Consider the following 16,827-nt stretch of genomic DNA (forward strand, 5'->3'; position numbering starts at 1 on the left):
GTCGCTACACCGTCGCCGGCGGCCAGCGCCTCTCCCGCGCCTGCGGCCTCGCCGTCACCCGCAGCCAGCGCCTCGCCCAGCCCGACGGCCCCACCGGCTGCGGCCGCCACCCCCGCCCCGGTGCAGACCGCCGATCCCTTTGGCCTCGAGACCACGCTCGAGCCGAAGAAGGTCGTGATGGTCAAGGGCACCGCCAATTGGGACTCCGCCTTCGACACGCTGATCGACGCCTTCAAGGCCCTGAACGCGCTGCTGGACAAGCAGGGCATCAAGCCATCAGGCAATTCGATGATCGTCTACACCTCGACCGACGACACCGGCTTCACCTTCCTTGCCGAGATCCCGGTCGACCAGGATCCCAAGAACCTGCCCAAGGACATGAGCATCGGCAAGTCGCCTGAAGGCAAGGCGCTGAAATTCGTCCATCGCGGCTCCTACGACAACATGGACAACACCTATGAGGCGATCACCAATCACCTCGACGACAAGAGACTGGAAGCCAAGGACACCTTCATCGAGGAGTACCTCACCGATCCCCTGAAGACGGCCGAGGACAAGCTCGTGATCAACGTTTTCGTGCCGCTGAAGTGAGACTGATGAAAAAGCCTGCCGTACTTTGTACTTCCCTTGCCGCCGTTTTCGCCACCGCCCTGCTGACGGCGCCCGCACGCGCCGACGACTTTCCGTCCGCCATCACGGTGAGCGGGGAGGCCATGATCTCCGTGGCGCCCGATCTCGCGCAAATCGATGCCGGCGTCGCCAACGACGCCAAGTCGGCGAAGGAAGCCTCCGATGCCAACAACGCCGCGATGGGCAAGGTGCTGCTGGCGCTGAAGGGCGCCGGCATCGCCGAGAAGGATTACCAGACCTCGCGGCTGTCGCTGCAGCCGCAATACGGCCAGAACAAATCCGCCGGCGCCTCGCCCGTGGTCGGTTTCCGCGCGAGCAACCGTGTCACCGTGAAGATCCGCGACGTGACCAAGGTCGCGGGCATCATCGACACGCTGGTCAACGCCGGCGCCAACGACATCGGCAACATCTCCTTCGAGGTGACGCAGGCGTCAAAGCTGCTCGACGACGCGCGCGAGCAGGCAGTGGCGGATGCGCGCCGCAAGGCGGAGATCTACGCCAAGGTCACCGGCGTGACGCTGGGCGCGCCGCTCAGCGTTGCCGAAGGCGGCGCCCCGGTGCCGCTGTTCAAGGCGCGAATGGCGACTGCGCCGATGGCGGCGCCTGCTGCGGTGGCGCCGGGCGAGGAAACGCTGTCGGTGACGGTGAATGTGAGCTGGGCGATCAAGGCCAAAGAGCAGTAGGTCTCGTGTCCCGGACACGCTGCAGCGCGTAGCGATGCTGCACAGAGCCGGGACCCAGCAAGCTGCACAGTACAGTCCGGCAACATGGGCCCCGGCTCAGCAGCGCACCGTCGAAGAGACGCTGCGCTGCGTCCGGGGCACGAGCGGCGGAGACAGCGGAGACCTAAATCTCCACCACTTGCCCCGGCATCATCGCCACGAATCTTTCCTGCGGAATCCTCGCTGCATCCAGCGCCTCGACCAGCGCCCTGGCTGGTGCGTCGATTGCTTCGTCCGTCAGCTGGAACGTGCCGTGGTGATGCCCGAGCGCGGCCTCGGCGCCGCAATCGGCCAGCGCCTTCACCGCGTCTTCCGGATTCATGTGCTGGTCGCGCATGAACCAGCGCGGCTCGTAGGCGCCGATGGGCAGGATCGCCAGACGCAGCTTGCCGTGCTTCTCGGCGACGCGGCGAAAGTGCCTGCCGTCGCCATAGCCGGAATCGCAGACGACGTAGATCTTGCCGGCCGGCGTCTCCAATACAAAACTCGCCCACAGCGCCTTGTTGCGGTCGAACAGGCCGCGCGCGGTCCAGTGCCGGGTCGGCACCAGATGCACGGCGACGCCTTCGCCGAGCTCGACACGGTCGTGCCAGTCGAACGCTTCGACCTTGATCGTGGGATCGGCGCCGCGCATCGTGACGTCATTGCCGAGCGGGGTGACCACGCGCGGGGCGAAATTCTTGGTGAGCCGCGACAGCGTCGCGATATCCAGATGATCGTAGTGCCCGTGCGAGACCAAAACGACGTCGATCTTCGGCAGCTTCTCGAAGGCGATGCCGGGGTCGTTGTGCCGCTTAGGTCCGGCCCAGGCGACCGGCGAGACCCGCATCGACCAGACAGGATCGATGAGGATGTTGACACCGCCCGCCTGGATCAGCCAGGAGGCGTGACCGACGAAGGAGAGCCGCACCTTGTCGCCATCGACCCGCTCCGGCGGCGTGTCGGCATGCGGGCTGGGGACCCAGTCCGGCCATTTCGCGCGCTGCCGTTTGCCGCCGAACTGCCAGCGCAGCACCTCACGAAGCGATTTTGGCGGCGCCCCGTCCGGATCGAAGAAGGTCAGGCCGTCGAAATGGTCGGAGGCGGGGCCGTCATAGGTCTTCATGCTAGATATCCAGAGAGAGGGGACGCCGACTAGAGTACCGGCTCCAGCGAGCAGTCCGAAAAGGCGGCGGCGGGTGACCGGCACGACGGGCTTCTAGGGATAGTCGGAGAGGTAAGACATCACCGCCTATATGGGCGAGGCTGGCGGAAAAGGAACCCGTCACCAAAAGAGTCACATTTTCAGTATCTTGCCTTACCGAGGGCGTCCCGGCACCCTAACTTTCCTTGACTTTTGGGCGGGAGCGGCGTTTAACCCCGCCACTTTCTCGGAAAGGCTTTCTTTTCGACCCGCCGACCGGCCCTCGAGGCCGGAGGTCAACGCCCGACAGCGCTGTGCGCCCTCGGGCGCAAAGGTGTTTGGAAGATCGTTTGACCAAGGGAAGCGGTCATCGCCCGACTTGATCGGGCGATCCAGTATCCCAGAGGCGGCTCGGCTGGAACCGAGAAGCCGCGGCGTACTGGATGCCCCGGTCAAGCCGGGGCATGACAGCGGAGAATAACGGAGCGCTCCTCCCATTCGGGGGACAGCAACAGGATAACGGCATTGTTCGACAATCTGTCGGAACGGCTTGGCGGAATTCTCGATCGTCTGACGGGGCGCGGTGCGCTGACCGAAAAGGACGTCGACGCCGCGATGCGCGAGGTGCGCCGGGCGCTGCTGGAGGCCGACGTCGCGCTGGAGGTGGTGCGCAGCTTCACCGAGCGCGTGCGCGAGCAGGCGATTGGCGCTACCGTCGTCAAGTCGGTCACGCCCGGCCAGATGGTGGTCAAGATCGTCCATGACGAGTTGATCAACACGCTCGGCAGCGAAGGCCAGACCATCGACGTCAATTCCGTGCCGCCGGTGCCGATCATGATGGTCGGCCTGCAAGGCTCCGGCAAGACCACCACCACTGCAAAGCTCGCCCGCCGCATGGTTCAGCGCGACAAGCGCAAGGTGCTGATGGCCTCGCTCGACGTCTATCGCCCGGCGGCGATGGAGCAGCTGGCCGTGCTCGGCCGCGACCTCGACATTCCGACACTGCCGATCGTGGCGGGCCAGCAGCCGCCGCAGATTGCGAAGCGTGCGCTGGAGGCCGGCAAGCTCGGCGGCTACGACATCGTGCTGCTCGACACCGCCGGCCGCACCACCCTCGACGAAGAGATGATGGCGGAAGCGGCGGCGATCAAAGCCGCCGCGAACCCGCATGAAGTGCTACTGGTTGCGGATAGCCTCACCGGCCAGGACGCGGTGAACCTCGCGCGCGCGTTCGATCAGCGCGTCGGTCTCACCGGCATCGTGCTGACCCGCGTCGACGGCGACGGCCGCGGCGGCGCCGCGCTGTCGATGCGCGCGGTCACCGGCAAGCCGATCAAGCTGATCGGCACCGGCGAAAAGACCGACGCGCTGGAAGATTTCCACCCCGATCGTATCGCCGGCCGCATCCTCGGCATGGGCGACGTGGTCTCGCTGGTCGAGCGTGCCGCCGCCAACATCGACGCCGAGAAGGCCGCGCGCACCGCCGAGCGTATGCGCAAGGGCCAGTTCGACCTCAACGACATGCGCGAGCAGCTGTTGCAGATGTCGAACATGGGCGGCATCAGCGGCCTGATGGGCATGATGCCCGGCATCTCCAAGATGAAGAACCAGATCGCCGCGGCCGGCATCGACGACAAGATCCTGAAGCGCCAGGTCGCGATCATCGATTCCATGACGCGCGACGAGCGGCGTCATCCCGACCTGCTGAAGGCCAGCCGCAAGAAGCGCATCGCGGCGGGCTCCGGCCAGAGCGTCGAGCACGTCAACAAGCTGCTCAAGATGCACCGGAACATGGCCGACGTGATGAAGGCCATGGGCTCGGGCAAGCGCGGCCCGCTCGCCGGCATCGCGCAGGCGATGGGCTTTGGCGGCGGCATGAAGATGCCTTCGCCCGAAGAGATGAAGGCGCTGCAGGAGAAGATGCAGAGCGGCGGCGGACAAGGTCTGCCGAATTTGCCGAAGGATCTGCCGCCCGGTCTTCGCCAAGGCCTGCCGAACCTTCCTGGACTGACCGGGCTGAGCGGCAAGCCGACGCTGCCGGGCCTCGGCGGTTTTCCGGGCAAGAAGAAATGAGGAATTCGTCGCGGGGGATCGCATCGATCTCGCGTGACGCGGAATACCAATCAACCGAACAAAACGTACTTTGCAAACCACACTTTCAAGGAGAACTGAATGTCCGTCGTTATCCGCCTCGCCCGCGCAGGCACCAAGAAGCGTCCCGTCTATCATGTCGTCGTCGCCGACTCGCGTTTCCCCCGCGATGGCCGCTTCATCGAGCGTCTCGGCTATTTCAACCCGCTGTTGCCGAAGGACAATGAGACCCGTCTGAAGCTCGACATGGACAAGGTGAAGTCCTGGCTCGCGAAGGGCGCGCAGCCGTCGGACCGCGTGGCGCGTTTCCTCGACGCCGCCGGCGTCAAGAAGCGCGAAGCGCGCAACAACCCCGAGAAGGCCGTGCCGCGCAAGGAGCGCAAGGCGCAGGCCGAAGCCGCCAAGGCCTAAGGCTGGATCATGTCGGCGCTGGTCTGCGTCGCGCGGATCGGCGCCGCGCATGGTGTGCGCGGTGCGGTCAAGCTGTGGACTTTTACGGAAGATCCCTTTGCCGTCCGCCGCTACGGACCGCTGTCGACCAAGGACGGCAGGCGTCAGTTCGAAATCGCGCAGGCGCGCGAAGCCAGGGATCATCTGGTCGCGACGTTCAAGGGCGTTGCGACCCGCGATGAGGCCGAGCGCCTCAACGGCATCGAGCTCTACGTCCCCCGCGAAAAACTGCCCGCGACGGACGAGGACGAATATTACCACACCGATCTGATCGGGCTCGCCGCCGTCACCACCGATGGCGAGCCGCTCGGCCGCGTGCTCGCGATCCATAATTTCGGCGCCGGCGACATCATCGAGATCGCGCCGCCCAAGGGCACGACGCTGCTGCTGCCGTTCTCCAACGCAGTGGTGCCGGAGGTCGATCTCACCGGCGGCCGCGTCGTGATCGCGCTGCCGCAGGAGATCGAAGGTGAGGACGAAGGCAACGATCCCTCCACGAGTCGTCCCCGCCTAGTGCGCAAAGCGCACGGGAGCGGGGACCCATAACCACAGGCCGCTATTTTTGGCTAAGCTGATCGCTCCAGCCATCGCAAATCTAACTGCGGTGGTTATGGGTCCCTGATCTGCGCGCGCTTGAGGCGCGCTTGTCCGGGACGACAACAACTGAGATCGAATGACCAATCCCTCCCCCTGGCGCGCAACCGTGCTGACGCTGTTTCCGGAGATGTTTCCGGGGCCGCTCGGCGTGAGCCTCGCCGGCCGTGCGCTCGCTGCCGGGCTCTGGGCGATCGAGGCGCGGGACATCCGGGCCTCCGCGACCGACCGCCATCGCAGCGTCGACGACACTCCGGCCGGCGGCGGCCCGGGCATGGTGCTGCGGGCGGACGTTCTGGCCGCCGCGATCGATGCAGCCGGGATCGGCCCTGATCGACCCCGCCTGCTCATGAGCCCCCGGGGTCGGCCACTGACCCAGGCCCGCGTCGTCGAGCTTGCCAAGGGCCCCGGGCCCTTGATCGTCTGCGGACGGTTCGAGGGGGTGGACCAGCGCGTGATCGACGGAAGGGGCCTGGAGGAGGTCTCGATCGGCGATTACGTGCTCTCGGGGGGTGAAATCGCCGCCCTGGCCCTGATCGACGCCTGCGTCCGGCTGCTGCCGGGGGTGATGGGCAAGGAGGCCTCGGGAACCGACGAGAGTTTTTCGGACGGGCTGCTCGAATACCCCCAATACACGCGTCCCCAGCTGTTCGAGGGGGCTCCGATCCCTGACATCCTCACCTCAGGCGACCACGCCAAGGTTGCCAGCTGGCGGCGGGCGCAATCGGAGGCCCTGACGGCGGCTCGGCGGCCGGATTTATGGGCGCAAATCCCACCCAAGCCGCCGAATCGGGCCGGCCGCCAAAAAACGCCAAAAAACAAGACAGACGGGTGACAAACGCTCCGGCTTGCCTTATAGGAGCGGCCAAATCCGCAATGGCTGGATAGACGAATTTTGCGCAGCCCCCCGTTTCCAGGGCTGGGCGCGCCGATGGAGATTTACCCATGAACCTGATCAAGCAGCTCGAGCAAGAGCAATTCGACAAGCTGTCCGCCGGCAAGGACATTCCGGAATTCGGTCCCGGCGACACCGTGATCGTCAACGTGAAGGTCGTCGAAGGCGACCGCACCCGCGTGCAGGCCTATGAAGGCGTCTGCATCGGCCGTTCCGGCGGTGGCCTCAACGAGAGCTTCACCGTGCGCAAGATCTCCTATGGCGAGGGCGTGGAGCGCGTGTTCCCCGTGATGTCGCCGATGATCGACTCGATCAAGGTGGTGCGCCGCGGCAAGGTGCGTCGCGCCAAGCTCTATTACCTCCGCAATCTCCGCGGCAAGTCGGCCCGCATCGTCGAGAAGCAGGACCGCGCGGCTGCCGTCGGCGAGTAAGCTTCGCCACCAGGCAAGTCTTTCGAAAGCGCGGGGCTCGGCTCCGCGCTTTTTTGTTGCGTCAGCCGTGCACGTCAAAGCTCTCGCGCTTCCAATTCGGCCTGCTATATATTCCTAGAATGTTTCCAGATCTGACCAGCTTCGCCCCCGTCCAGCGCATCGTCATCGATGATCGCTCGCGGCTGCCTGGCCGGTTCTTCGGACGCTTCGCGACCTCGGCAACGTCAGAGCTTATTCGCGCAGCCTAAAAGGCTGCGCTGACGATTTTGTTGCCCGCGCGACCCGCGCACATCCGCTTCACACATTCTTCGGAGCTTAAGCTCATGTCCAAGCCGACCACACTGTACGACAAGATCTGGAACGACCATCTGGTGCACGAAGCCGAGGACGGCACCTGCCTGCTCTATATCGATCGCCATCTGGTGCACGAGGTGACCTCGCCGCAGGCGTTCGAAGGCCTGCGCGCGACGGGACGCAAGGTGCATGCGCCCGAGAAGACGCTCGCCGTCGTCGACCACAACGTGCCGACCACCGACCGCACCAAGCCGAATCCCGATCCTGAAAGCATCGAGCAGATCAAGGCGCTGGCCGAGAACGCCAAGGAATTCGGCATCGAATATTACAACGAGTTCGACAAGCGTCAGGGCATCGTCCACGTCATCGGCCCCGAGCAGGGCTTTACCCTGCCCGGCACCACCATCGTCTGCGGTGACAGCCACACTTCGACGCACGGCGCATTCGGCGCGCTCGCGCACGGCATCGGCACGAGCGAGGTCGAGCACGTGCTGGCGACGCAGACGCTGATCCAGAAGAAGGCCAAGAACATGCGCGTCACCGTCGACGGCAAATTGCCTGACGGTGTGACCGGCAAGGACATCATCCTGGCCATCATCGGCGAGATCGGCACCGCGGGCGGCACCGGCTACGTGCTGGAGTATGCCGGCGACGCGATCCGCGCGCTCTCGATGGAAGGCCGCATGACGGTCTGCAACATGTCGATCGAAGGCGGCGCGCGCGCCGGCCTGGTCGCGCCAGACCAGAAGGCGTTCGACTTCCTGCGCGGCCGTCCGAAGGCGCCGAAGGGCGCGGACTGGGACGCGGCGATGCGCTACTGGGAGAAACTGCGCTCGGACGAGGGCGCGCATTTCGACCACGAGCTGTGCCTCGATGCGGCAAAACTGCCGCCGATCGTGACCTGGGGCACGAGCCCGGAGGACGTGATCTCGGTGACCGGCATCGTGCCCGATCCCGACAAGATTGCGGACGAGGCCAAGCGCATCTCCAAGCATCGCGCCTTGAAGTATATGGGCCTGACCGCGGGGACGAAGATCACCGACATCAAGCTCGACCGCGTCTTCATCGGCTCCTGCACCAACGGCCGCATCGAAGATCTTCGCGCGGCGGCGAAGATTGCTGAAGGCAAGACCGTTTCAGCGAACGTCAACGCCATGGTGGTGCCGGGCTCCGGCATCGTGAAGGAGCAGGCGGAAGCCGAGGGTCTGGACAAGATCTTCATCAAGGCCGGCTTCGAATGGCGCGAGCCGGGCTGCTCGATGTGCCTCGCCATGAACCCGGACAAGCTGAAGCCGGAAGAGCGCTGCGCCTCGACCTCGAACCGCAATTTCGAGGGCCGCCAGGGTTTCAAGGGCCGCACGCACCTGGTGTCGCCGGCAATGGCGGCGGCGGCGGCGATCGCGGGCCACTTCGTCGACGTCCGGGACTGGCGCTAAGCCGGTTCCTGCAATTGTAGCGATCGCGGCAAACCGCCGTTAAACGATCGCCTGACACTCTCGTCCTCGCGAGGTTTCGCGAGGACGCTGCCTATGGCCAACAGGCCGGAATATGTCGATCTGATCAGCGAAGCCACGCGCCAGCACCGGCGGCGCGTAGCGCCGTTGCGCATCGTCGCCAAGCCGGAGGTCGAAGAGACCTCGAAGCTCAGCCGCTGGCCGCCGGCGATGTTCCGGCAGTGGAAGCTCGAGAACCTGATGCGCTGGAAGTCGGCGTCGTGGAAGCTGAAGGATTGGCTTTAAACCAGGCGTGTCATTCCGGGGCGATGCAAAGCATCGAACTATGGTGCGCTATTGCGCACCTGAGAATCTCGAGATTCCGGGTCTGACGCTGCGTGCCATCCCGGAATGACGGCAGCTAACTCACATCACCAATAACGATACGGATAGAGCCAGCGGGGCCAGCGGCAGACGCGGCGCGGGCCGTAATAGGTCCAGATGATGCGGCAGCGGCGCGGATAGTGGTAATAGGGATAATAGCCGCCGTAATAATAGCGCCGGTGGAAATGGCGATAGCCGTAATGCGGGCGATAGATCCCGTAGCGGTGATAGCCGCCGTAACGATGGAAGCCGCCATAGCGATAGCCGCCACCGTGGAAGGCCGGCGCGGCGCGGAAGCCGCCGATATGGCCACCACGAAATCCTCCGCCATGGAAGCCACCGCCGCGAAAACCTCCGCCGTGAAAGCCGCCACCATGCCCGCCGTGCCCGCCGCCGTGACGAACCTGCGTGACGAGATCGTCGGTCGCAGCCTTCGTCGCTGGCGACGTCGCCGGATTGATCAAGGTCAGCGCTTCAGCGCGGCGCGCGGTGCCGGCCGACAGCATCAGCGTCGCGGCGGCCGCGATCCCGAGCAAGCGCATCGGGCAAGCCCCACGACCCAACATCCTCAGCATGGAATCCTCCCTGAATCTGGACAGCAGAGCTGCGACGCGACGTCTCGGCCGCGCCATTGCTGTTCAATGACGGTCGCTCCCAAGATTAAATTGCGGACACCGATGTGAACGCGCCATGAATGAACGACACTGGGCTCCGCGATGCGGCGCAGTGCCGCTATGGAAGGAATTTTGCAGATGACTGTCTACGCAATTGCGCAATTGAAGATGACGGACCGTGCAGCCTATGACCGCTATCAGGCGCGGTTCTTCGATGTGTTCAGAAAGTACAACGGACGGCTGCTCGCCGCCGACGAGCAGCCGCGCGTGCTCGAAGGCGCATGGCCGCATGACAAGCTTGTCATGATGTCGTTTCCCGACGAGGCCGCGTTCCTCGCCTTCTCGACCTCACCCGACTACGAAGAGATCTCGCGTGATCGCAAGGCGGGTGCGCAAGCGACGGTGCTGCTGGTCCGGGGATTTGCACCCGGCTAGCGGATCACCAGAACGGCCCGTAGCTGAACACGAATGGGGCGGGCACGGCGTAGGGATAGGGACGGTAGTCAACGGGCCGCGCGTAGTAGCGTGGATCACGGCGTGCAGCAGGCCGCACGATGTGTTGGGTTCGCGCGTGTCGTCGCATTTCGAAAACCGCGATCCCCGCCGAGGCCTCCGGCATCGTCACCCTTTGCGCCGCGAAAGCGCGAGGCAGACTGGCGGCAAGCGCGGCGGCAACGGCCAATGCAACCCATCTCGCCATCACGACCCTCACGAGGCCGCCGCGCTGTTCGCTGGCGCGGGCATTGAACTGGTCAGCCCCGGCGCCAGTAGCAGCTCACGCGCGGCACGATCACCGTGCCGCTCGGCCGGTACTCCTGCACATAGGTGGCGTTGCAGACGCGGACTGCGTCGGGACCGGGATTGTAGCGGGGATAGACGCCGTCCGGGCTGTAATAGGGCGTGACGCGCAAGCGCGCCGGTGGCCGCTTGCGCGGCGGTGGCATATCGTCAGGCGGAACCGCCTGGGCGAGGCGAATCTCGGGGCCGGCGGTCTGGGCTTCCGCGCCAACGCAAAACTGCGAAAACAACCCCATGCACAGTAGCGTCAGCGCTGTTTTCACTCGCATTTTTCCGCCCACCTGAAACGTCCCAGCCGAGGCCCCAAGCTCCCCGTTTTGGCGGCGCCCGTCAACCTCGACGCGCTTATAATGCGGGATGCATCGCCACGGAACCCGCGCTAAGAGGGATGCATGTGGACGGAATTGAAAGCGCCCTCGCTGGCCGAGATGGAAGCGACGGCATACGAGATCTTCAAAGGCCTGCCGACGGAGTTTCGCAAGCTCTGCGAGGGCGTGATCGTCCGCGTCGACGACTTCCCGACCGACGAGGTCCTGGACGAGATGGAGTGCGAGAGCGAGTTCGACCTGCTCGGCCTGTTCCAGGGCGTCGGCCTGCCCCAGCAGAGTTTTGGCGACGTGGCCCGGCTGCCCAACATGGTCTGGCTCTACCGCCGGCCGATCCTGGACTATTGGGCCGAGCACGACGAGAGCCTCGGCCATATCGTCCGCCACGTCCTGATCCACGAGATCGGCCACCATTTCGGCCTTTCGGACGACGATATGGCCGCGATTGAGGCGCGGGCGGATTGAAGCGCCGCCGCAAGGGCAGTGCGCTCCCTCCCCCGCTTGCGGGGGAGGGCTGGGCAGAGGGTGTCTCCGCAATGAGACAGTCCCCTAGAGGAGAGAGCCCCCACCCGCCGCGCTTCGCGCGTCGACCTCCCCCGCAAGCGGGAGAGGTGAAGTCCCGATGCCGCGCCAGCTCGGCCTCAAACTCGCTGAGCAGACGAGCCCTGCCGAATTCGGCCTAGGATTCCCGCTCTAACCGCGATAAACACCTGTTCCCCCTGACACATCCGGGAAAGCGCAACCATGGACAAGTTCACCACGCTGGAAGGCGTCGCGGCGCCGCTGAAGATCATCAATGTCGACACCGACATGATCATTCCGAAGCAGTACCTCAAGACCATCAAGCGCACCGGCCTTGGCAAGGGCCTCTTCTCCGAGCAGCGCTACAAGGACGACGGCAGCGAGAACCCGGACTTCGTCCTCAACCAGCCCGCCTATCGCAATGCGAAGGTGCTGGTCGCCGGCGACAATTTCGGCTGCGGCTCGAGCCGCGAGCATGCGCCCTGGGCGCTGCTCGACTTCGGCATCCGCTGCGTGATCTCGACCTCGTTCGGCGACATCTTCTACAACAACTGCTTCAAGAACGGCATTCTGCCGATCCGCGTCAGCCAAGAAGATCTCGACAAGCTGTTCGACGATGCCGAGCGCGGCGCCAACGCGACGCTGACGATCGACCTGCCGAACCAGGAGATCCGCGGCCCCGACGGCGGCAAGGTCAAGTTCGAGATCGATCCGTTCCGCAAGCACTGCCTGATCAACGGCCTCGACGACATCGGCCTCACCATGGAGAAGAAGGCTTCGATCGACACCTATGAGGACAAGCTCAAGCGCGAACGCGCCTGGGCCTGATCTCAGATTTTCATGTGAGCCCCGGTGCATGCGCGCCGGGGCTTTTTCTTTGCTCCGATTTAGCCGTATAGCTGCACCCATGCTGCCCGAGATCGTCACCTTCTGGCATGGCCCGATGGATGCGCTGCGCCAGACCTGTCTGCGCTCGCAGCTCGCTGCCGGCCACAAGGTCACGGTCTACAGCTTCGATCCCATTCCAGGCCTGCCGGCGGGCGTCGCAAATGCCGAGGCCGAGGCGATCCTGCCGCACGCGTTCTCCGAACGCTTGCGGCCGCCGCAGCCGGACGGCAGCTGGCGTGACTGGACCACGCTGCAGTTCAGCGATTTCTTCCGCATGAAGCTGATGGCGAAGGGCCTCGGCCTCTGGCTCGACGCCGACGTGCTGCTCTTGAAGCCGGTCGAGATCGATCCGGCAAAGCCCTACTTCGCCTGGGAGCGGCCGCGCCAGCTCGGCAACTCCGTGATCTACCTGCCGCCGGAGCACGGCATCGTTGCCGCCTTCGAAGAGCTGATGGAGCAGGAGGAGCTGACGCCGAACTGGCTGTCGCTGCGCCATCGCATCACCTTCATGATGCGTCGCCTGCGCGGTGGCTCGAACCGCCTCTCGGACATTCGCGTCGCGATCTACGGGCCCGCGGCGCTCACCGCACTGGCGCGGCGTACCGGTGAACTGCAGAACGCATTGCCGAAGCAATCGTTCTACGCCGTGCATGCCGAGCCAAAACTGTTCTTCGATCCCTCGAGCTATCTCGGCCTCGTCACCAACCCCGAGATCATCGGCCTGCACATCTCGCCCAAGGGCCGCGGCGGGCAGCCACCGATTCCCGGCAGCCTGTATGCGTGGGCGGCGGAGCGGTTCGCGTAGGCTCTTTTCGTCGTAAGGCACTCTCGTGCCCCGGACGCAGCGCAGCACCCCTTGGTGATGCGCTGCTGAGCCGGGGCCCAGCGATGCGGCGAGATGGGTCCCGGCTCCGCGCAGCAACGCAAAGGGCGTTGCAGCGCGTCCGGGACACGAGAATCATATTTGATCCAGCGCAACGCACTCCTGCACCATTGTGCCTAATCTCGCTCCAATTCCGCCGTCCGAATGGAGCTTTCCATGAGCACCGCAACCAGGCCCTATCCCATCGTTCAGGATCTCATCGACTCCTTTGCGAGCTGGCTGAAGCATCGCCGCGAGATGAACGAGATGCGGCAGCTCGATCGCGCCGATTTCGACCGGATTGCCAGCGATCTCCGGATTGCGCCCGACGATCTCGAGGAGCTGGTCCGGCACGGCCGGCACGCCGCCGACGAGCTGCCGAAGATGCTGGAGCAGCTCGGCATCAACGCCGAAGGTCTCGGCCGCGCGCAGCCGCTGCTGCTGCGCGACATGGAGCGGGTCTGCTCGCTCTGCAACAACAAGGTTCAGTGCGACCGCGATCTCGCCGATGGCACCGCCGCGGAGAACTATCACGGCTATTGCGGCAATGCGGCGACGCTGGAGTCGCTGGACCGCGCCGATCTTGCGCCGCGCTGAGGCCTCTCTCGCGATTGTGTTCACCGAGGCAGAAATGCTGCTGCTTCCCCACGCGGGTCAGCGGACGCAGCAGGATCGGATCGCACAAACAGCAAACGCGAGGTCGCAGATATTTCTGCGTCAGGCCGGCCATCCTGGCCAATCAGGATGAGTCCGGCTCCGCCGTTGGCAACATTCAGGACGACCTGCTCGCCGCTCCAGGTCTTGATGGGCTCCATTCCAATGATGAGAAATTCACCTATGGGCTGGTCGAAGTACTGAAGCCTCAATTGCGGGCCAATCTCCGCGCCCGCAAGTCCAAGACCCAGCTGCTGGACGCGCACATAAACCGCGCCCAAAGTCACGGTATCCGCTCTAAAGCCGAGCTCCGCCGCCGATACAGCAACAAGCCTCACGTCTTTTCTGGTCGTACTGACGACAAAGGCCGGTCGCGCGAGGATCTCCGCAGCAAGCCCACCTACTTTGCAGCCCTTTGCATCCAAGGCATTCCGGAGCGCCAACGAACTCGCAAAGGCTTGCAGCGTGATCGTCTTCCACACCGGGATATCGGCGGCCGATCTGACCAGAACGTCCTGCCCGCGAGCCGAGGGCGGCTTCTTCTTCAGCCTCAGTTCGTTTTGCAAGACATCTCGTGCGGTGCATTGAGCCCCAGCTTCACTCGCGAATATGCAGGCTGCACAGAGCGCCGCAATGAAGAGACGACAACTACCGCGATGTACCTCTGTCGAACAATGTTGCAGCGGGCGGCAATGAACTTCCCGATAAAAAGATGGCTCCATAGCAACCTCTCTTGCGCGAGGCGCGTACAGATGATCACAATTGCTTCCAACAATGGTCGCGCACACTTCGTGGCGGCGTAGCGGCGCGTTTATAAGGCTCCAAGCCTAAGCCCGAAGACCCGGCATGAACATCCGCAATGTTACGGCTCTGGGATTTTGACCAGGCAATTACGCTGACCGGTGTGCGCGACGCCGACGCACAAGCACTGATTGCTCGATCATACGCGCGCACTCTCCGATGGCTCTCGGGAGCAATCCACATGCTTGTTGGCGCCGATCTTGGTGAACACGAGATTTCCGCTTGGCGCCAGCAATGCGGAGATCGCTCTTTGCGTTTGCGCTAGCCCTTCCCCATCGCCGCAATCGCATCCGCGATTGCGATCGTGCGGCGCGCCATGTCGGCGTGCAGGCGCTCCACCATCGCGCCATCCAGACGGATCGCGCCGCGCGACGCATTCTCCGGCAATTCGAATGCCGCGATGATTTTGCGCGCGCGCGCGACTTCCTCCTCCGGCGGCGTGAAGATCGCGTTGCAGGCGTCGATCTGGGAGGGGTGGATCAGCGTCTTGCCGTCGAAGCCGAGATCGCGGCCGGCGATCTCGATGAGCTGGTCCGCCACGGCCGGTGCGTCGCCGACGCTAGATCACGCCAGTTCGCGCGCAAGACTCGCGCCGGGCAAATCCCTTCACGAGCTTTTTGCAGGCCCGATAGCGCTCTTCCATGCTCGTTCCGCCGACACCACCCGGAGCGCGCGGCTCGGCGGTACTTTCCCTTTTGACGACAGGCTGCGAGGCCTTTTCGCGCTTGGTTGAAGGCTCTACTTCCTCCGGCACCGGCACAAGCTGCCAGACCGGGCGAAGCTCTATGCTCGCCGTGTCGGATGGCTTCTCCTTCCTGAAGGAAGAGAGGGCCAGAACGTTCTTCTCCATCCTGACCGTAACTGGCGTCCCGGTGATCGAGAATTTGCTGTCGGTAATGTACTCTGCGAACGATCGATATCCGGCCTCGTCTTTCGCCCACGATGCCTTTGTCGGCGGCCCCCAGAGATAGTACCCCTTGGCCAATCCCGTGTCGGAAACCTCGGTAACGATCAGCATGGCATAGCGTCCCTTGCCATTCGTCCACCCACGCTTGTTGGACCACACGCCAACAAATTTGGAATTGGATTTGGGCGGGACGTCCTGATCCGACGCGATCGTGAAGCTCGGCAGCTTGAGCTGCTGAGCAGCCGCGATGGCAGCAACCTTCTGGTTATCCTCCGGCGCAAAAACGTTTCGAGCGACGGCTTTCGTCTGACGTCCGCTCGCATCCGATGTCGGTGAGGCGGTGGAGGACGGCACGGCCGCCACTTCACTGGCCTTGAGATCCTTGATCCGCTGGCGAGCTTCCGCGGCATGGCCGCTGCGCGGATATCTGGCCAGAAACTCCTCATACAGGCCTGTCACGGTCGACGTCTGGATCGCCAGCCAAAACTTCTCGTCATCTGCAGGAGCAGGAGCAGGAGCCGCGGCGGCCAGCGGTGATGCGGCTGGCGCCTGAGCGCTCGCGGCTGGCGCCTTCAGGTAAATCTCCTCCTTCGACAGGGAGCCGTACACGAAGGGCTGCTGTTCGCGCTTGGTCGCGGCCATCACGTCGTCGCGGACCCGCCTGAACAGAAACGAGATCTCGAGGCCCGGTGTTTCGATGTGGCGAAGCAGCGACGCGGTAAAAGGACTGTTCCGGCCATCACCGTCGCTCGCCGTGGTCCCGTCCCGGGCGGCATAGGCAATCAGAACGTTGTCGGACGGCTCGGTCGGCGCGAGTCCGCGAGCCACGGCCCGGGTGGCGATCGACCGCTTCATCTTCGCGGCAAAGGGGTTGTTGCGGCATGCGTCGAGGATGACGAGGCCCAGTTTCCGCGCCTTCGATACCTGAAGGCTCACCGAACGCAGGCTGATGGCCTCGCTCTCGATGTCGGTGTCGCTGCGCAGCTCCGCGCCGATTGGAATCAGCCAGTTCTCACCGCCGACCTCCATGCCGTGCCCGGCGTAGAACACGGCCGCGAGATCGGCGCCCTCGGTAGTCCGGCCGAACTCGACGACGGCCTTCCTCATCTCTTGCGCGGTCGCGTTCTTGACCTGGGTGACCTTGAAATCGAGCCGCTCCAAGGCGCGGGCGATATCGGAGGCATCGCGCGTCGGGTTCGGCAGCTCCGGTACTTTCTCATAGGCGCCGTTGCCGATGACAAGCGCAACCCGGGCCTGCTGCGCAAGCACCGGCGGGACGAATGAAAGTGATGTGGCGACGAGGACGGCTACCCAAAAAATGCGCATCAAATACTGGCCCGGATCAAATATCGGGCGCGAGGGTAGCATTGTCTACAACCACCGCAACGGGAAAAGCCGGTAGCTCGGG

19 protein-coding genes and 1 pseudogene are annotated in these 16,827 nt (G+C 64.3%); 14 read left to right on the forward strand and 6 right to left on the reverse strand.

Annotated features, from left to right (window positions below; genetic code table 11):
• A partial coding sequence (locus CVM73_RS36330) for a GyrI-like domain-containing protein (RefSeq protein ID WP_100236573.1) occupies positions 1-591 on the forward strand: 591 nt, incomplete at its 5' end.
• 5 nt (positions 592-596) lie between these two features.
• Positions 597-1,313: an SIMPL domain-containing protein gene (locus CVM73_RS36335; protein WP_167407268.1), complete on the forward strand. Its 717-nt coding sequence runs from the start codon at positions 597-599 to the stop codon at positions 1,311-1,313.
• A gap of 163 nt (positions 1,314-1,476) precedes the next feature.
• Here CVM73_RS36335 and CVM73_RS36340 read toward each other — a convergent pair whose 3' ends face one another.
• Positions 1,477-2,541, reverse strand: a complete 1,065-nt coding sequence (locus CVM73_RS36340; RefSeq protein WP_167407269.1) for an MBL fold metallo-hydrolase — start codon at positions 2,539-2,541, stop codon at positions 1,477-1,479.
• 459 nt (positions 2,542-3,000) lie between these two features.
• Between CVM73_RS36340 and ffh the strand changes: the two genes are divergently transcribed.
• From ffh to CVM73_RS36380, 7 genes are all read left to right on the forward strand, one after another.
• Positions 3,001-4,548, forward strand: a complete 1,548-nt coding sequence (gene ffh, locus CVM73_RS36350; RefSeq protein ID WP_100236550.1) for a signal recognition particle protein — start codon at positions 3,001-3,003, stop codon at positions 4,546-4,548.
• Positions 4,549-4,647: 99 nt separating this feature from the next.
• Complete coding sequence (rpsP, locus tag CVM73_RS36355; protein ID WP_100236551.1) at positions 4,648-4,977, forward strand: 30S ribosomal protein S16; 330 nt, start codon at positions 4,648-4,650, stop codon at positions 4,975-4,977.
• Positions 4,978-4,986: 9 nt separating this feature from the next.
• A complete protein-coding gene (gene rimM / locus CVM73_RS36360; protein WP_100236552.1) occupies positions 4,987-5,562 on the forward strand; it encodes a ribosome maturation factor RimM in 576 nt (191 codons plus the stop codon).
• Between the two features lie 127 nt (positions 5,563-5,689).
• Positions 5,690-6,445: a tRNA (guanosine(37)-N1)-methyltransferase TrmD gene (gene trmD, locus CVM73_RS36365; protein WP_100236553.1), complete on the forward strand. Its 756-nt coding sequence runs from the start codon at positions 5,690-5,692 to the stop codon at positions 6,443-6,445.
• Positions 6,446-6,555: 110 nt separating this feature from the next.
• A complete protein-coding gene (gene rplS / locus CVM73_RS36370; RefSeq protein ID WP_027573014.1) occupies positions 6,556-6,936 on the forward strand; it encodes a 50S ribosomal protein L19 in 381 nt (126 codons plus the stop codon).
• A gap of 323 nt (positions 6,937-7,259) precedes the next feature.
• Entirely contained in the window at positions 7,260-8,666 is a 1,407-nt protein-coding gene (leuC, locus tag CVM73_RS36375; protein WP_100236554.1) for a 3-isopropylmalate dehydratase large subunit, read from the forward strand.
• Positions 8,667-8,759: 93 nt separating this feature from the next.
• Positions 8,760-8,969, forward strand: coding sequence for a hypothetical protein (locus CVM73_RS36380; protein ID WP_100236555.1), 210 nt, complete (start codon positions 8,760-8,762; stop codon positions 8,967-8,969).
• A gap of 125 nt (positions 8,970-9,094) precedes the next feature.
• Here the strand turns inward: CVM73_RS36380 and CVM73_RS36385 are convergent, their stop codons facing one another.
• A complete protein-coding gene (locus CVM73_RS36385) occupies positions 9,095-9,622 on the reverse strand; it encodes a hypothetical protein (protein ID WP_100236556.1) in 528 nt (175 codons plus the stop codon).
• A 177-nt stretch (positions 9,623-9,799) separates the two neighbouring features.
• Between CVM73_RS36385 and CVM73_RS36390 the strand changes: the two genes are divergently transcribed.
• Positions 9,800-10,096 carry a DUF1330 domain-containing protein gene (locus CVM73_RS36390; RefSeq protein ID WP_100236575.1) on the forward strand — a complete coding sequence of 99 codons (297 nt, stop codon included), beginning with the start codon at positions 9,800-9,802 and terminating at the stop codon, positions 10,094-10,096.
• A gap of 317 nt (positions 10,097-10,413) precedes the next feature.
• Here the strand turns inward: CVM73_RS36390 and CVM73_RS36400 are convergent, their stop codons facing one another.
• Positions 10,414-10,695, reverse strand: a complete 282-nt coding sequence (locus CVM73_RS36400) for a hypothetical protein (protein WP_167407270.1) — start codon at positions 10,693-10,695, stop codon at positions 10,414-10,416.
• Positions 10,696-10,851: 156 nt separating this feature from the next.
• Between CVM73_RS36400 and CVM73_RS36405 the strand changes: the two genes are divergently transcribed.
• The 4 genes from CVM73_RS36405 (at position 10,852) to CVM73_RS36425 (ending at position 13,654) form a co-directional block, all read left to right on the forward strand.
• The gene (locus CVM73_RS36405; protein WP_100236558.1) at positions 10,852-11,250 is read left to right on the forward strand and encodes a metallopeptidase family protein; all 399 of its coding nucleotides are present in this window, start codon (positions 10,852-10,854) and stop codon (positions 11,248-11,250) included.
• 279 nt (positions 11,251-11,529) lie between these two features.
• Positions 11,530-12,135, forward strand: a complete 606-nt coding sequence (gene leuD / locus CVM73_RS36415) for a 3-isopropylmalate dehydratase small subunit (RefSeq protein WP_008539074.1) — start codon at positions 11,530-11,532, stop codon at positions 12,133-12,135.
• A 79-nt stretch (positions 12,136-12,214) separates the two neighbouring features.
• On the forward strand, positions 12,215-13,000 hold the full coding sequence (locus tag CVM73_RS36420; RefSeq protein WP_100236560.1) for a glycosyltransferase family 32 protein: 786 nt from the start codon (positions 12,215-12,217) through the stop codon (positions 12,998-13,000).
• Positions 13,001-13,234: 234 nt separating this feature from the next.
• Positions 13,235-13,654, forward strand: a complete 420-nt coding sequence (locus tag CVM73_RS36425) for a hypothetical protein (RefSeq protein WP_100236577.1) — start codon at positions 13,235-13,237, stop codon at positions 13,652-13,654.
• Between the two features lie 20 nt (positions 13,655-13,674).
• On the opposite strand, the gene CVM73_RS36430 is transcribed toward CVM73_RS36425, so the two are convergent.
• The 3 genes and pseudogenes from CVM73_RS36430 to CVM73_RS36440 form a co-directional block, all read right to left on the reverse strand.
• Positions 13,675-14,277, reverse strand: a complete 603-nt coding sequence (locus CVM73_RS36430; protein ID WP_347338479.1) for a hypothetical protein — start codon at positions 14,275-14,277, stop codon at positions 13,675-13,677.
• Positions 14,278-14,773: 496 nt separating this feature from the next.
• Positions 14,774-15,025: pseudogene (locus tag CVM73_RS36435) on the reverse strand (CoA ester lyase); the annotation flags it as partial.
• 46 nt (positions 15,026-15,071) lie between these two features.
• Complete coding sequence (locus CVM73_RS36440) at positions 15,072-16,745, reverse strand: caspase family protein (protein ID WP_158237652.1); 1,674 nt, start codon at positions 16,743-16,745, stop codon at positions 15,072-15,074.
• Positions 16,746-16,827: the final 82 nt, after the last annotated feature.

The organism is Bradyrhizobium forestalis (assembly GCF_002795245.1).
In the GTDB taxonomy this organism is placed as follows: domain Bacteria; phylum Pseudomonadota; class Alphaproteobacteria; order Rhizobiales; family Xanthobacteraceae; genus Bradyrhizobium; species Bradyrhizobium forestalis.

Coding starts and splice junctions, on each gene's coding strand:
- CVM73_RS36335 (WP_167407268.1), top strand. CDS start 597: ATGAAAAAGCCTGCCGTACTTTGTACTTCCCTTGCCGCCGTTTTCGCC.
- rpsP (WP_100236551.1), top strand. CDS start 4,648: ATGTCCGTCGTTATCCGCCTCGCCCGCGCAGGCACCAAGAAGCGTCCC.
- rimM (WP_100236552.1), top strand. CDS start 4,987: ATGTCGGCGCTGGTCTGCGTCGCGCGGATCGGCGCCGCGCATGGTGTG.
- trmD (WP_100236553.1), top strand. CDS start 5,690: ATGACCAATCCCTCCCCCTGGCGCGCAACCGTGCTGACGCTGTTTCCG.
- rplS (WP_027573014.1), top strand. CDS start 6,556: ATGAACCTGATCAAGCAGCTCGAGCAAGAGCAATTCGACAAGCTGTCC.
- leuC (WP_100236554.1), top strand. CDS start 7,260: ATGTCCAAGCCGACCACACTGTACGACAAGATCTGGAACGACCATCTG.
- CVM73_RS36380 (WP_100236555.1), top strand. CDS start 8,760: ATGGCCAACAGGCCGGAATATGTCGATCTGATCAGCGAAGCCACGCGC.
- CVM73_RS36385 (WP_100236556.1), bottom strand. CDS start 9,622: ATGCTGAGGATGTTGGGTCGTGGGGCTTGCCCGATGCGCTTGCTCGGG.
- CVM73_RS36390 (WP_100236575.1), top strand. CDS start 9,800: ATGACTGTCTACGCAATTGCGCAATTGAAGATGACGGACCGTGCAGCC.
- CVM73_RS36400 (WP_167407270.1), bottom strand. CDS start 10,695: ATGGGGTTGTTTTCGCAGTTTTGCGTTGGCGCGGAAGCCCAGACCGCC.
- CVM73_RS36405 (WP_100236558.1), top strand. CDS start 10,852: ATGTGGACGGAATTGAAAGCGCCCTCGCTGGCCGAGATGGAAGCGACG.
- leuD (WP_008539074.1), top strand. CDS start 11,530: ATGGACAAGTTCACCACGCTGGAAGGCGTCGCGGCGCCGCTGAAGATC.
- CVM73_RS36420 (WP_100236560.1), top strand. CDS start 12,215: ATGCTGCCCGAGATCGTCACCTTCTGGCATGGCCCGATGGATGCGCTG.
- CVM73_RS36425 (WP_100236577.1), top strand. CDS start 13,235: ATGAGCACCGCAACCAGGCCCTATCCCATCGTTCAGGATCTCATCGAC.
- CVM73_RS36440 (WP_158237652.1), bottom strand. CDS start 16,745: ATGCGCATTTTTTGGGTAGCCGTCCTCGTCGCCACATCACTTTCATTC.